Source organism: Bizionia sp. M204 (genome assembly GCF_023205095.1).
Lineage (GTDB): Bacteria > Bacteroidota > Bacteroidia > Flavobacteriales > Flavobacteriaceae > Algorimicrobium > Algorimicrobium hallyeonense.
In genome coordinates this window covers 2,487,046-2,501,928 of record NZ_CP046242.1, presented here as the reverse complement: position 1 = coordinate 2,501,928, position 14,883 = coordinate 2,487,046, and the positions used below count along the sequence as shown (strand labels likewise).

General features: G+C 34.2%; 15 protein-coding genes. 8 read left to right on the top strand and 7 right to left on the bottom strand.

Annotated features, from left to right (window positions below):
• Positions 1 to 64: 64 nt before the first annotated feature.
• On the bottom strand, positions 65 to 1,609 hold the full coding sequence (locus GMA17_RS11675; RefSeq protein ID WP_248396368.1) for a ribonuclease E/G: 1,545 nt from the start codon (positions 1,607 to 1,609) through the stop codon (positions 65 to 67).
• A 386-nt stretch (positions 1,610 to 1,995) separates the two neighbouring features.
• On the bottom strand, positions 1,996 to 2,286 hold the full coding sequence (locus GMA17_RS11670; protein WP_019386001.1) for an HU family DNA-binding protein: 291 nt from the start codon (positions 2,284 to 2,286) through the stop codon (positions 1,996 to 1,998).
• A gap of 134 nt (positions 2,287 to 2,420) precedes the next feature.
• Here GMA17_RS11670 and mutY point away from each other — a divergent pair, with 134 nt between their 5' ends.
• The 4 genes from mutY (at position 2,421) to gldD (ending at position 5,934) form a co-directional block, all read left to right on the top strand.
• Positions 2,421 to 3,461 (top strand): A/G-specific adenine glycosylase, encoded by a 1,041-nt coding sequence (gene mutY / locus GMA17_RS11665; RefSeq protein ID WP_248396366.1) that lies wholly within the window; start codon positions 2,421 to 2,423, stop codon positions 3,459 to 3,461.
• A gap of 74 nt (positions 3,462 to 3,535) precedes the next feature.
• Positions 3,536 to 3,997, top strand: a complete 462-nt coding sequence (locus tag GMA17_RS11660) for a single-stranded DNA-binding protein (RefSeq protein WP_248396364.1) — start codon at positions 3,536 to 3,538, stop codon at positions 3,995 to 3,997.
• A gap of 22 nt (positions 3,998 to 4,019) precedes the next feature.
• Positions 4,020 to 5,324: a gliding motility-associated protein GldE gene (locus GMA17_RS11655; RefSeq protein ID WP_248396362.1), complete on the top strand. Its 1,305-nt coding sequence runs from the start codon at positions 4,020 to 4,022 to the stop codon at positions 5,322 to 5,324.
• Positions 5,325 to 5,349: 25 nt separating this feature from the next.
• Positions 5,350 to 5,934, top strand: a complete 585-nt coding sequence (gldD, locus tag GMA17_RS11650) for a gliding motility lipoprotein GldD (RefSeq protein WP_248396359.1) — start codon at positions 5,350 to 5,352, stop codon at positions 5,932 to 5,934.
• 46 nt (positions 5,935 to 5,980) lie between these two features.
• Here gldD and GMA17_RS11645 read toward each other — a convergent pair whose 3' ends face one another.
• Positions 5,981 to 6,511, bottom strand: coding sequence for a heavy-metal-associated domain-containing protein (locus GMA17_RS11645; RefSeq protein WP_248396357.1), 531 nt, complete (start codon positions 6,509 to 6,511; stop codon positions 5,981 to 5,983).
• A 90-nt stretch (positions 6,512 to 6,601) separates the two neighbouring features.
• Here GMA17_RS11645 and GMA17_RS11640 point away from each other — a divergent pair, with 90 nt between their 5' ends.
• Complete coding sequence (locus GMA17_RS11640) at positions 6,602 to 7,480, top strand: DMT family transporter (protein ID WP_248396355.1); 879 nt, start codon at positions 6,602 to 6,604, stop codon at positions 7,478 to 7,480.
• Positions 7,481 to 7,529: 49 nt separating this feature from the next.
• Here the strand turns inward: GMA17_RS11640 and GMA17_RS11635 are convergent, their stop codons facing one another.
• Positions 7,530 to 9,572: a pitrilysin family protein gene (locus GMA17_RS11635; RefSeq protein WP_248396353.1), complete on the bottom strand. Its 2,043-nt coding sequence runs from the start codon at positions 9,570 to 9,572 to the stop codon at positions 7,530 to 7,532.
• Positions 9,573 to 9,594: 22 nt separating this feature from the next.
• Positions 9,595 to 10,917 (bottom strand): pitrilysin family protein, encoded by a 1,323-nt coding sequence (locus tag GMA17_RS11630; protein ID WP_248396351.1) that lies wholly within the window; start codon positions 10,915 to 10,917, stop codon positions 9,595 to 9,597.
• Between the two features lie 175 nt (positions 10,918 to 11,092).
• On the opposite strand from GMA17_RS11630, the gene GMA17_RS11625 reads away from it, so the two are divergent.
• The 3 genes from GMA17_RS11625 (at position 11,093) to rpmA (ending at position 12,633) form a co-directional block, all read left to right on the top strand.
• Positions 11,093 to 11,536 (top strand): DUF4199 domain-containing protein, encoded by a 444-nt coding sequence (locus GMA17_RS11625; protein WP_248396349.1) that lies wholly within the window; start codon positions 11,093 to 11,095, stop codon positions 11,534 to 11,536.
• A 102-nt stretch (positions 11,537 to 11,638) separates the two neighbouring features.
• Positions 11,639 to 12,337: a 50S ribosomal protein L21 gene (gene rplU / locus GMA17_RS11620; RefSeq protein WP_248396347.1), complete on the top strand. Its 699-nt coding sequence runs from the start codon at positions 11,639 to 11,641 to the stop codon at positions 12,335 to 12,337.
• A 35-nt stretch (positions 12,338 to 12,372) separates the two neighbouring features.
• Positions 12,373 to 12,633 carry a 50S ribosomal protein L27 gene (gene rpmA / locus GMA17_RS11615; protein WP_248396345.1) on the top strand — a complete coding sequence of 87 codons (261 nt, stop codon included), beginning with the start codon at positions 12,373 to 12,375 and terminating at the stop codon, positions 12,631 to 12,633.
• An 83-nt stretch (positions 12,634 to 12,716) separates the two neighbouring features.
• On the opposite strand, the gene GMA17_RS11610 is transcribed toward rpmA, so the two are convergent.
• Positions 12,717 to 13,178, bottom strand: coding sequence for a DUF1569 domain-containing protein (locus GMA17_RS11610; RefSeq protein WP_248396342.1), 462 nt, complete (start codon positions 13,176 to 13,178; stop codon positions 12,717 to 12,719).
• Positions 13,179 to 13,476: 298 nt separating this feature from the next.
• Positions 13,477 to 14,793, bottom strand: coding sequence for an adenosylhomocysteinase (gene ahcY, locus GMA17_RS11605; RefSeq protein ID WP_248396340.1), 1,317 nt, complete (start codon positions 14,791 to 14,793; stop codon positions 13,477 to 13,479).
• Positions 14,794 to 14,883 lie beyond the last annotated feature (90 nt).

Below are 14,883 nucleotides of genomic sequence, written 5' to 3'. Positions count from 1 at the left end.
TATTTTAAGTGTACCTAAAGTTTGCGCATAAAAAAAGCCCCGAAGAAAATTCGGAGCTTTGTTATTATTTAATTTGTTTACCATCTTTATCAAAAAAGTGGTACTCTAAGTATGTGTAAGCATCTCTTGGTAATATTTTGACCCATTTTTTATGTTCAAAAAACCATTTTGAACGTATTGATGGAATACCTTTGGTTAAAAAGGCTGCTATAAAAGGATGTGTGTTTAAGGTCACCTTTGTATAGTCTTTTTTTAATAATTGTTCAAGATCGTGAGTAATTTTCGACACAATACCTATTGGTGCTTCAACATCGGCTCCATTAAAGGAATCCGGATTTTCCTCTCGCGTTTTAATGTTCATTTCTGGACGTACGCGTTGTCTTGTAATTTGTACTAAACCAAATTTACTTGGTGGTAGTATTTTGTGTTTCGCTCTGTCATCTTTCATTTCATCACGAAGATGATTGTAAAGCGTTTTTCTGTTTTCTGCTTTCGTCATATCAATGAAGTCAATAACGATAATGCCTCCCATATCACGTAAACGAAGTTGTCTAGCAATTTCGGTTGCAGATATCATATTAACTTCCAAGGCTGTATCCTCTTGATTTTTAGCTTTATTGGAACGATTACCACTGTTTACATCAATAACGTGTAAAGCTTCAGTGTGTTCTATTACCAAATAAGCGCCTTTGGACATAGAAACAGTTTTCCCGAAGGATGTTTTAATCTGTCTTTCTACACCAAATTTCTCAAAAATGGGAACATTGGATTGATATAATTTCACAATTGATTCTTTTTTTGGTGCAATTTCTTGCACATAATCTTTAATTTGAATGTAAAGTTCTTCATCATCTACATGGATATTGGTAAACGTATCGTTAAAAATATCACGTAATATTGATGAAGCTTTATTCAATTCGCCAAGTACCTTACTTGGGTGGTGTGCTTTGTCTAGTTTTTTACACATTGCGGTCCAACGACCAAGCAAATTTTGTAAATCTTTATCTAGCTCTGCTACTTTTTTGCCTTCTGCTACTGTACGAACAATAACGCCAAAACCTTGGGGAGTAATACTCTTTACAAGGCGTTTTAAGCGGTCTTTTTCTTCTTTGTCCTCTATCTTTTGTGAAATAGAAATACGATCAGAAAAAGGCACCAAAACAATGTATCTGCCAGCTATGGATAACTCGGAACTAATCCGTGGTCCTTTAGTGGAAATTGGCTCTTTTACTATTTGTACTAATGTAGATTGATTTGATTTTAAAACGTCCGTAATTTTGCCGTCTTTATCAATATCTTTTTCAAATGGGAAATTCTTTAAAGAATAGTCTTTTAGTTTACCTGTGCTTACACGTTTTGTGAATTTTAAAAGGGAAGGGAGTTTGGGTCCTAAATCATGATAATGTAAAAAGGCATCTTTTTCGTAGCCTACATTTACAAACGCAGCATTTAAACCCGGAACAGCTTTTCGTATTTTGGCAATAAACACATCGCCAACGGAAAAGTTATTACCGCCTTCATCTTTCTGTAATTCAACTAGTCTTCCATCTTTTAATAAGGCAAAATCAACAGCGTCTGAACCAGACCGAATAATTAATTCTTTATCCATTTTGTTAATTTTTATCTACCATACCAATGGTATGACAGATGGATTAATACTATTTTTTCTACTGTTCATTACAAACAATAGAAAGAACACCCAAACTATAATCCGTTTTTACACGGAATATAGTTAAGGTATCTCACAGGATTTTTTTAAATCCGAAGAGCAACTCGATATATAAAACCTTTATATAAAGCGAAACTCAATTTCAAAGAACTCTTTGTTGTAAAAACCAAAAAAGTAGTTAAATAACTACTTTTTAAGCTTACTTCTTCTTTTTGTGACGGTTAGCGCGTCTTCTTTTTTTACGCTTATGCGTTGCTACCTTGTGTCTCTTTCTCTTTTTACCACTTGGCATAAGTTACTTGTTTTAAGTTAATAATTTAATGTTTTTACTTGACGTCAACATTCGTTTTAACACCTTCTACAAATACTTTTGCAGGTTTAAATGCAGGAATATTATGAGCAGGTATTTTGATAGTTGTATTTTTAGATATATTTCTTCCAGTTTTTTCAGCTCTAGTTTTAATAATAAAGCTACCAAATCCTCTTAAATAAACGTTATCTCCACTCTCTAATGAAGTTTTCACTTCCTCCATAAATGTTTCAACAGTTGCCTGTACATCGCCTTTTTCAATTCCTAATTTTTCAGAAATTTTTGCTACTAAATCAGCTTTTGTCATGTTAATTATTTTATTGTTTGCTATTAATCTAATAAGGGATGCAAATATAGGAATTTAAAATTCAATATTTCAAACCTAATTCATTAAAATTTAAGAATATAAACCTTTACTTTTGCCGTTAGCAACCTACTTCAATGCATTTTACAAAAACTTTAACAAATTGGTATTCAATAAATAAGCGTGATTTGCCGTGGCGAAATACCAAGAACCCATACTATATATGGTTATCCGAAATTATTTTGCAACAAACCCAAATCAAGCAAGGTCTGCCTTATTACGAAGCCTTTGTGTCGCAATATCCTACAGTTTTCAATCTTGCAAATGCTCATGAAGAGGCTGTTTTAAAACTTTGGCAAGGATTGGGTTACTATTCACGAGCTAGAAATTTACATGCTACAGCCAAGTATGTGGCTTATGAGTTACATGGAAATTTCCCTAATACCTATAAGGATTTACTAAAACTAAAAGGAGTTGGCGATTATACAGCCAGTGCCATTGCCTCCTTTTGTTTTAATGAGGTGGCTGCTGTTGTAGACGGTAATGTATATCGTGTGCTTGCCAGATTTTATGGAATACATACTCCTATTAATAGTACGCAAGGTAACAAGGTGTTTAAAGCCTTGGCAATGGATCTTATTGATGCTAAAAACCCAGCCAATTTTAATCAAGCCATCATGGAATTTGGCGCCATACAATGCAAACCTAGTAGTCCGGACTGTTCGGTTTGTCCTTTAAGAGAAAGTTGTGTGGCGTTTAGGGAAAACGAGGTAAACGTCCTGCCTGTTAAAATTAAAAACAACAAACCTAAAAACAAGTTCTTTAATTTTTTGGTTTATGTAACGGATGGTGGGTATACGATACTAGAAAAGCGAAAAGGAAAAGGCATCTGGCAAAATCTCTATCAATTTCCGCTATTAGAATCTAAACATAGTTTAGATGAAGCCGATTTTTTACAGCAATTAAATCCGGATGATTCGGTTGTGAAAGTAACCTTATATAATCCGGTTGATATTATTCATAAATTGTCACATCAGCATTTACATACCAAGTTTTGGATTATACAAACTACCAATTTGCCAAAAATAGGTATTCCCATTTCAGAAATTGAAAACTATGCCGTTCCTATTTTGATTAAAAACTTTATTGATGTTTTCAATTTTCAATCTGAAATTTAGGGAGCTCATATTTTTTTACTAAATTTAAGTTTATGAATAGCAAAAGCGTAATTTTGCCAAATAAATAAAGAATCATGTCAGGAACATTAAATAAAGTTATGCTAATTGGGCATTTGGGAGATGAAGTAAAGATGCATTACTTTGAAGGTGGTGGCTGTATTGGCCGTTTTCCGTTGGCTACAAACGAGACGTATACCAGTAAACAAACCAATGAACGTGTAACAAACACCGAATGGCACAATATTGTAGTTAGAAATAAAGCCGCTGAAGTTTGCGAAAAATATTTAAGCAAAGGCGATAAAGTATATATTGAAGGTCGTATAAAAACAAGAAAATGGCAAGATGATACAGGAAATGATCGGTACTCTACTGAAATACAATGTACAGATTTTACGTTTTTAACAACCAAAGGCGAAAGTGGAAGTTCGCCATCCAGTCAGCCACAACAACAACAAACACAAAGTGCACAACCACGTCAAGAGCCTATTACTCCCAAGCCGGAAGTAGATATGCCGGAAGACGATTTGCCATTTTAAACGTCATTAAAACCAACTATCATTGGACCTAGAACCTCCCAGTTTTTTATCGTTAATTATCTCCGTTGATTATTCCATATTTTTAGGAATAGCACTCCTATTTGTGTTATTGCTTTGTTCCGCCTTAATTTCAGGAGCAGAAGTAGCATTGTTTTCATTAACCAGAACCGATATTGAAGACGAATCGCAAACAAACACAACAGCTGTCAATATTATTGTTAAGCTATTGGAGCGTCCTAAAAAACTGTTGGCAACTATTTTGGTGGCCAACAACTTCATTAATATTGGTATAGTAATTCTCTTTGCCTATTTGGGGCAATTTATCTTTAAAAGCATTCAAATACCGATTGTAAAGTTTTTGGTAGAAGTGGTTGTTATCACTTTTTTAATTTTACTATTTGGTGAAATTTTACCGAAAATTTACGCAAGTAGAAACCGAATGAAATTCGCCATTTTTATGGCTTATCCATTACGAGTTTTAGATGTAATTTTTTCACCATTGAGCTTGCCAATGCGCAGTATCACGTTAGGAATTCACAGTAAATTAGGTAAGCAGAAATCTAATTTAAGTGTAGATCAACTATCGCAAGCCTTGGATTTAACAAGCGAGGCAGATACCACCAAAGAAGAACACAAAATTTTAAAAGGTATTGTATCCTTCGGGAATACAGATACCAAGCAGGTTATGAGACCACGTATTGATATTTTTGCATTAAATGTCAACCAGAAATATTTAGAAATTATTCCAGAAATTGTGAGTAATGGTTATTCCCGAATCCCTGTTTTTGAGGAAAATATTGATAAAATAAAAGGGATTCTCTATGTAAAAGATTTATTACCATTTTTAGACCGAAAGCAATTTGATTGGACCAGCTTGTTACGGGAGCCATTTTTTGTTCCAGAAAATAAAAAGTTGGACGATTTAATGGTGGAATTTCAAGAAAAGAAAGTGCACTTGGCTGTTGTAGTTGATGAATATGGTGGCACCTCGGGATTAATTTCTTTAGAAGATATTATTGAGGAAATTGTGGGTGATATTAGCGATGAGTTTGATGATGAAGACTTAATTTACTCCAAACTAGATAATAATAATTATGTTTTTGAAGGTAAAACAGCTTTAAAGGATTTTTATAAAATTGTAAAAGTTGAAGATAACAGCTTATTTGAAGACGAAAAAGGGGAAGCGGAAACCTTGGCTGGCTTTATTTTAGAATTCTCAAAAAGTTTTCCCAAACAGGGCAGTAAAATATATTTCGGAAATTACGTTTTTATAATAGAAGCTTTAGATAAAAAACGGATTACTCGTGTAAAGGTAACTATTCCTTAAATTTATCTTATTTAATTTAAAACAAATGAAGTTTAAAAGTGTTATAATCATAATTCTAGCAATAACTATAAGCGCATGTGGTAATGATACCTTGCCAAAGCCTGCAGCACATTTACGATTGGAATATCCTAAAGCTGACTATAAAAGGTTAGAAGCCGGTTTTCCGTTTACTTTTGAAAAAAATGAATTAGCCGCGGAAATTAAGGCAAGAACTATTGGAAATGATTCTGGTAGCTATGGAATAGATTTAATGTATCCTGCATTAAAGGGCACCATTTATTTAACCTATAAACCAATTAACAATAATAAAGAACGGTTATTAACCTTGCTTAAAGATGCGCAAGGATTTACACAAGAGCATACCGTAAAGGCAGATGAGATTGCGGAGCAACTTTACGAGAATAAAGAGCGAAAGGTTTACGGCATGTTTTATGAAGTTGGCGGTAATGCAGCATCACAATCCCAGTTTTATGTAACGGACAGTACCAGTCATTTTTTAACAGGATCCTTATATTTTTATGCAAAACCTAATTTCGATTCTATTTTACCTGCAGCAAAATATTTGCAAAAGGATATCCAACATATTATGGAAACCGTAACCTGGAAATAAAAAAAGCCACTCATTTGAGTGGCTTTTTGATATTATAAAATTGTAATTAAGCCTTCGCTTTATCTGCACAACATGCCATTTTACAGTCTTCAGCACAAGCTGTTTTTTCGGCTTCTGTTTTATCTGCACAACATGCTTTTTTACAATCTTTATCGCAAGCTTTTTTGTCAGCAGCATCTGGTGTAGCTTCAGAATCAAAACTATCAACAGTTTTCATATCTTTTACAGAATATACATCACCAGCTTTCTTTACAACTTCTTCTAAAGACATAGCATTAACTTTAGCCTCATCGTATTCTACCATTGCTAAACGTGTATCAAAATCAACTTTAGCCGATTTTACACCGTCCATTTTAGCCATTTTCTTTTCAATCGTTTTTGCACAACCCATAGCACACGTCATCCCTTCTATAGTAAATTCTGCTTTTGCGTATGTCGCATTTGGATCTAATTCGGCCACAGCTACTTCGGTAGTTTCTGTTTCAACCGTTACCACTTCTGGTGCTGTTTCATTTTTACAACTTGCAAATACTAAAGCTAGTACAACAAGTGTCACTATATTTTTTAACGTTTTCATTTTAATTGTAATTAAGTTCATTACAAAATTACTAAATATTGCCATTTATTGCATTTAAAATTGGAATTTTGTGCCTTGAACCGTTTTTGTATGAAGCAAATTAGTAGTAAGTGGTTATATTTAGTCGTGCTTTCCGTGATTTGGGGTACATCATTTATTCTCATTAAAAAATCACTTTTAGGACTTACACCGTATCAATTAGGTGCTGTTAGAACCATAATTACAGGAATTTTCTTGCTTGCTGTAGGTTTTAATAAGCTTAAAACCATTGATAAACGCCAATGGAAATGGATTGGTGCATCGGGTTTTTTAGGATCTTTTTTCCCCGCTTTTCTATTCGCAATTGCAGAAACTGAAATTGATAGTGCTGTAGCATCTATTTTAAATTCATTGGTGCCATTGAATACTATTTTATTAGGGTTTGCTGTTTTTAAAATAGCATCAACCAAGCGTCAAATTTTAGGTGTGATAATTGGGTTTGTTGGAACGGCTATCCTTATTTTAAAAGGTGCCGAGCTAAATCCGGAACAAAACTATTTATATGCTGGTTTTGTTATAATTTCAACAGTAATGTATGCGGCTAATGTGAATATTATTAAACGCTATTTACAAGATGTGAAACCCTTAGCTATTGCAGCCGGAAATTATGCGGTTATTACTATTCCTGCTTTAATAACTTTATTTTTTGCAGATTTTTTCACCACGGAAACTTTATCCAATCCAAATTTAAAAATGGCATTGGTTTATGTCATCATTTTATCCTTTTTTGGGACGGCTTTGGCAAAAGTGCTATTTAATAAACTGGTTCAAATGTCTACGCCAGTTTTTGCGTCTTCAGTCACTTATTTGATGCCTATTATTGCATTGGTTTGGGGTGTTTTGGATGGTGAAGGCTTTAGTTTATGGCAAGGTTTAGGTTCGCTTATTGTTTTACTAGGTGTGTATTTATCTCATAAGCGAAAAAAATAAAAGCCCGAAGTGTCCTCCAGGCTTTTAAAATATAATGTTTAATGTTTAATTATTCGAAATCGGCATCTGAAACATCTTCATTTACTTTAATTTCTGATACAATAAAGTCAATTGTTCTTGGACCCATTGTTTGCGAAATTTTAAAAGGAAATTTAACACCTGACACATCTTTATAGTTACTAAAGAAAGTGGCAGATTGGCCCATTTCTGAAGCCTCTATTTCTTTGATTTTTAAGCCAGTTTCAACACTGTAATACACTGAAGTTTTTTCGTCAACTTTAATTTTATAGGCATTTTCACCTTCTATTTTTTCAATTTTCTCTAAAGTAACACCACCATTAAGATAGTTTACTTCAGGGAATGGAGACGACTCGACCTGGGCTTCTTTAACTTCGGCTTCCGTCATATCTTTACGTTGACCTTGCGCAAACGAATAACCAGCTGTACCATCTAAAACTTGTTTTTGCGTTTGCCCCATAACGCTTATTTGTTGTAATGATTGGTTCTTTATGGTTTTCTTCATTTCTAAATTAATTACCACACCTGGTTGTAATTCTGCTTCAGCTGTAATGTAAACCGAGTTAACCTTATCTAAATTTGCTTTGCCACCAATAGCGTCAATATAGGCGTTAAGCACTTTATTGGCATTCATGTCCGCAGGCATTTCGATTTCGTATTCTGGTTTTGTAGTTAAATCCGCATACTTATCATAATAGCGAATTGGTAAGCCTACTTTTTCAAGGTTTTCAAGAACTTCACTTCCGTTTCCAACGACAATAACACGCGCATTTTCAGGTCGCATATATTTTTTTGCTGCTGTTTGTACATCTTCAATAGTTACATCGTTTATCTTTTGAAGATACGTTTCGTAAAAATCTTTTGGTAAGTTGTTTAACTTAATATTCAAGGCATAACTTGCAATAGTTTCTGGACGTTCAAGAGCCATTACAAAGTTTCCAGTGTATTTAGCTTTTACGTTACGCAATACCTCTGCATCTACAGGTTCATTATTAATACGTTTAATTTCTTTAAGCGTTTCCACAACGGCACTATCTGTAACTGTATTTCTAACTTTGGCAGTTGTACTAAAACGAGACATGCCATAGCGATTAGCACCTAATCTGGAATACGAACCATAGGTGTAACCGTGCTTTTCACGAAGGTTTAAAAATAAATAACCTTCGCCACCACCACCAAGTATTTCATTTGCAATTAAGGCCGAGAAATAATCAGAGTCACTCATTTTTAATGAAACATTGTTGGTAACAGAAATATTAGACTGTGTTGCACCAGGAACATCAATAAAATTGATTTGAGGAACTGGTAAGCTTTCTGCTGTTTTTGGAATTGTAGTGGATACACTAGCATCTGTTTCCCAATCTTTAAAGTATTTCTTTACTTGTTTCTCAACGGTTCTAAAATCAACATCACCAATAACAACTAAATAGGCGTTGTCAGGATTCATGTACTGTTGGTAATAGGCTTTAATATTATCAAACGTAATGTTTTTAATTGTTTCTTCGGTTGTAAACTCGCCATAAGGATGTAGTTTTCCGTAAGATAATGCACTACCAACACGACCTGCAATAGCATCCGGGTTTTTATCGCTATTTTTTAAGTTTTCAATCAGCTTTGTTTTTTCCGCTTCAAACTCTTCTTCTGTTAATAATGGATTAATAACAGCATCTGCCATTAATTCCATAATACGTTCTGAATATTGCGTTAATGAACTAGCAAAACCGCTTCCAAAACCTAAATTAAGACTAGCACCTAAAAAGTCAATTTCTTCATTAAAGGCATCTTTTGGAATGGATGTTGTTCCATTTCCTAACATAGAGCCTAATACGCTAGTTACACCAGCAATATCACCTTCAAAAATGGGGCTGTTATCTATTCGTAATGAATAGGAAACACGTGGTAATTTATGGTTTTCAACAACTAAAACTTTTAAGCCGTTTTTCAATTCAAATTCGCCAGGTTCCTCTAAAGTAATTTTTGGAGCTGGTCCAGCTTTTGGTTGTTTAGATCGGTCTATTTGAGCTGAAACGCTTAGAGCGATAAAGAACAGGACAACAAAAGCAGATAGTTTCATTTTTATAGTATATGTATTCATCTTATTGATCGTCTTTTTTTGGTAAGTAATCTATTTCTACGCGTTGGTTTGGATTTAAGTACTTTTTAGCAACGTTTTGGATATCTTCTCTAGTAATAGAACGGTAAATGTCTATTTCATTATTAATTAAGTTTACATCACCATATAATAAATAATAAGTAGCTAATGAATTAGCAATTCCAGAAATACTAGAGTTAGAATTTACAAACTGATTTTCAAACTGATTTTGAAGTTTTTGATAATCGCGTTCTGAAATTAATTCATTTTGAATTTTTACAATTTCCTCATCCATTTCCGATAATAAAGTTTGAATAGTTACTTGGTCACCTAATGGTAAAGCGAATAACGCAAAAATATTATAGTCAACTTGAGGAAGGTTTATGGCTTGAACAGTTAATGCTTGTTTTTGCTCATCTACTAATTTTTTATATAATACCGAACTCTTACCACCACTTAAATATGACGAAATCATATCCAATACACGTGCGTCTTTAGTAGCCATTCCTGGGCCTCTATACGCTGCAATAATTGCTGGTGTTTGAATGTTCTTGTCGTATGTAGTAGCTTTAACAGTTTTAGTAATTGGTGCTTCAGTCGGGAAGTTACGTACAACGTCTGGACCTTTTTTTACGGCTCCAAAATAATCTTTTACTAATCCTTTGGTTTTGGCAATATCAATATCTCCAGCAACAACTAAAACGGCATTATTAGGAACGTAATATTTATCAAAAAACGCCATAAACTCTTCAAGAGTAGCTGCATCTAAATGGGCCATCTCGCCAATATTGGAATCTTTGTATGGATGTAACACAAATAAGTTTTCGCCAATAGTATTTAAAATTTGTCCGTAAGGTCTGTTGTCAAAACTTTGACGTCTTTCTTCCTTTACAACCTCATTTTGTGTGTCCACACCAACTTGATCAATAACAGGGTGTAGCATACGTTCAGATTCTAACCATAGGCCCAATTCTAATTTGTTAGAAGGAAATATTTCATAATAATAGGTTCTGTCTTGTGATGTATTGGCATTAAACGTTCCACCATTAGCTGGAATAATTTTCATGAATTCACCACGACCAATATTTTCAGAGCCTTCAAATAATAAATGCTCAAAAAAGTGAGCAAATCCAGTACGGCTTCTGTCTCCATCTTTTCCGCCTACGTCATACATCACCGAAGTAGAAACTACAGGTGCGGTATTGTCTTGATGCAGAATAACGTGTAATCCATTATCTAAATCAAATTCTTCAAATTTCACTTCTTGTGCAACACTAGTAATAATGGCTAGCAAACATGCAGAAAAAGTTAATAATCCTTTTTTCATGTGTTTTTGTTTTTGTTAAATGACATGTAATATGTCTGTTATGTATTCAATATGTTACAATGTTTCAAAAATAAGAAATACTTATTGCTTTTATAACCTTAGATAAAAAAACATAAACAAATTATTATTTGCCATAAATTTTCACGAAATTTAAGAACCGAAAAAATATTGATATATGAAAAACGTAATCTTACCAGTAAGGTTTGGCCTTATTACCAGTGCTGTATTAATTGCTTACTTTTTAATTCTAGCACTAATAGATAAACATACAAATCCGGTTTTTAGTTTTTTAAATGCGGTTATTACGGCTTTCGGGATTTTTGAAACCGTTCGTTATTATAAACTGGAGCAAGGCGATAAATTCACATACTCTAATGGCTTTGTAGCAGGTTTAATAACAGGTTTTGTTGCTACTGTTGTTTTTACATTTTTCTTTTTACTTTACATAACCGAAATTAATAGCGATTTTGTATCACAAGTTTTGTCTTTTATAGACTTTGGCGCGCCAGTTAGTGTTGGTGTTATGACCTTTGTTGTTGGCATAATGGGTGTGGCCACAACCGTAATTTCGGCATTTACGGTGATGCAGTATTTCAAAAAAAGCTGGAATATTTCGTAATTTAAACAAAACGTTTGTAGTTTAATTATTTAGCAGTATATTTGCATCCGCTTTCCGTGAGGTTAGCAGATTAATAAACTAATTTAATAAAAACGTTACGCTATGTACGCAATTGTAGAGATAGCAGGGCATCAATTTAAAGTTGAAAAAGACCAAAGAGTTTTTGTTAATCGTTTAGCAACAGAAGAAGGTAAGGAAGTTTCTTTCGATAACGTTCTTTTAATTGCAGATGGTGACAATATAACTGTAGGCGCCCCAGCTATAACCGGAGCTCTAGTAGGAGCAAAAGTATTAAAGCACCTTAAAGGTGATAAAGTTATTGTTTTCAAAAAGAAAAGACGTAAAGGTTACCGTGTAAAAAACGGACACAGACAATCTTTAACGGAAATCGTAATTGAGAGCATTGCAGCGTCGGGAGGCAAAAAAGCTGAAAAAACCGAAAAAGCAAAACCAGCTAAAGCAGAGAAAACAGTGAAAGCTGAAAAAGCTGCACCAGCTAAAAAGGAAGAGGCTACAAAAGCAGCTCCTAAAAAATCAACTGCTAAAGCAGACGATTTAAAGAAAATTGAAGGTGCTGGACCAAAAGCTGCTGAAGCTTTGGTAAATGCAGGATTTGAAACTTTTGCTAAAATTGCAAAGGCAACACCTGAAGCATTAAGCACTGTGTTAACAGATGCAAGTTCAAGATTAGCTCACATTGTGACTGACACTTGGCCAAAACAAGCGGCTTTAGCTGCTGAAGGTAAGTGGGATGAACTTAAAGAATTACAAGACAGATTAGACGGCGGAATTGAGAAATAATTTCGTTATTATTAATAAAATAAAACCTTAAGACAATGGCTCATAAAAAAGGAGTTGGTAGTTCGAAGAATGGTAGAGAATCAGAATCAAAACGTTTAGGCGTTAAGATTTTTGGTGGACAAGCTGCTGTTGCTGGAAATATCATCGTAAGACAAAGAGGTAATACACATCACCCAGGTGAAAATGTGTATGGTGGAAAAGACCACACGTTACACGCTAAAGTGGACGGACTTGTTAAATTTACAAAGAAAAAAGACAACAAATCTTATGTTTCTATTGAACCTTTCGAGGCTTAATTAAACAATTTCTTTAAAACATATAAAACCTTTTCTGGAAACAGAAAGGGTTTTTGTTTTTTAACAATGTATTTAATTTAGGATTATTTTAGAATATCACGTATAATCTTCACATGATGATTGGTATGTAATTCTAAAAATCGATAAATTCTTTTTTTGTTTACGTCCCCAAAAAGCGGATGCTTAAAAAAGGCGTTTTTATCTAAATCAGGAATGATGTCAATATTTGTTCGTGCTTCTTGCAATTGTTTTATAAGGTCTTTTTGTGAAATAGTTTCAGGTGGTTTAACGTTTTTTGGTGCCTTTGCCTTTCCTCTCGGGAAAAACCCTAATGTAAAAAAAAGCTTTCCTAAAAAGCTGAAATCATTTTTATATAAAGCCGGATCTGATGATTGTAATGTTAAAACAACTTGATTAATTACTTTGCAGCTATGGTCTATGTGCCAGCCAACAGTTGCTTTTGAAATTTTTGGATTAGCAACGTCATGCTGATTTATGTGGTTTTCTAACTTGTTTATTAATTCATATAGTTTTTTTGAGCTCATGGATATAGTGTTTTACAAAACGAAGTTACGTATTTAAAAGCTATGGTTTAGTTGCTTTTTGCGATAAGGATTACTCTTGCATTTCTACTTTAATAAATAAGAAATCGTGAATGCTATGCATTTGTAACGGCATCCTTTTTTGAGGTACGATAAAAAGATACAGTGGAAGGCGTGGTGCTACGTAGCTTTTAGCGAAGTGGCAATTGCCCAAAAAAAATCCCAAACATGACTGCTTGGGATTTTATATAATATCTAAAAGCGAAGCGGTCTATGTTCTAGAATCGCAAGCGGTCTTTTTCTAGTATCTGTAGTATTCTGGCTTATAAGGACCTTCAACAGCTACACCAATATACTTGGCTTGATCGTCTTTAAGTTCGGTAAGCTCTACACCAATTTTTTCAAGGTGCAATTTAGCTACTTTCTCATCTAAATGTTTTGGTAGCATATATACCTCGTTTTTATAAGCATCTTTATTTGTCCACAATTCAATTTGTGCTAAAGTCTGGTTTGTAAATGAGTTACTCATTACAAAACTTGGATGACCAGTTGCACAACCTAAATTTACCAAGCGTCCTTGTGCTAAAATAATAACGTCCTTTCCGTTTACGGTATATTTATCAACTTGTGGCTTAATAACATCTTTGGTATGACCGTGGTTTTTGTTTAACCAAGCCATATCAATTTCGTTATCAAAATGTCCGATGTTACAAACTATTGTTTTGTCTTTCATGGCTTCAAAATGTTCACCACGAACAATATCTTTATTTCCTGTAGTGGTAATAACAATATCGGCATTTCCAACAACAGTTTCTAATTTCTTAACTTCAAAACCATCCATGGCAGCTTGAAGCGCACAAATAGGATCGATTTCTGTAACGGTTACAATACTTCCAGCACCTTTAAAAGAGGCAGCGGTACCTTTACCAACATCGCCATAACCACATACCACTACGCGCTTTCCTGCTAACATAATATCTGTTGCACGACGTACAGCATCTACAGCACTTTCTTTACAGCCATATTTATTATCGAATTTCGATTTTGTAACCGAATCATTTACATTTATAGCTGGCATGGGTAATGTTCCAGCTTTTACACGTTCGTATAAACGGTGTACACCTGTAGTTGTTTCTTCTGAAAGGCCATTAATGCCCGCAGCCAATTCTGGGTACCTGTCTAAAACCATATTAGTTAAATCGCCACCATCATCTAAAATCATATTTAGTGGTTTTCTGTCTTCACCAAAAAACAAGGTTTGTTCAATACACCAATCAAATTCTTCTTCGGTCATATCTTTCCAGGCGTAAACAGCCGTTCCTGCTGCCGCAATAGCTGCTGCTGCCTGATCTTGGGTAGAGAAAATATTACATGAACTCCATGTAACTTCAGCGCCTAAAGCTTGTAATGTTTCTATTAAAACTGCTGTTTGGATCGTCATGTGCAGACAACCTGCAATACGTGCACCTTTAAGTGGTTGTTCATTTTTGTATTCTTCACGTAGACTCATTAATCCTGGCATTTCTGCTTCAGCTAAATCCATCTCTTTTCTTCCCCAAGCCGCAAGCGACATATCTTTTACCTTATTTGGTACGTAAGCAACTGTTTTTGTAGTCATAGTATTTTTTTCTTAATGTTTTTATAGCCTAACAACTTTGGCAAAAGGACTTAAAATAGTTAAATTCGCTTGTCACATTTACTAAAGCTG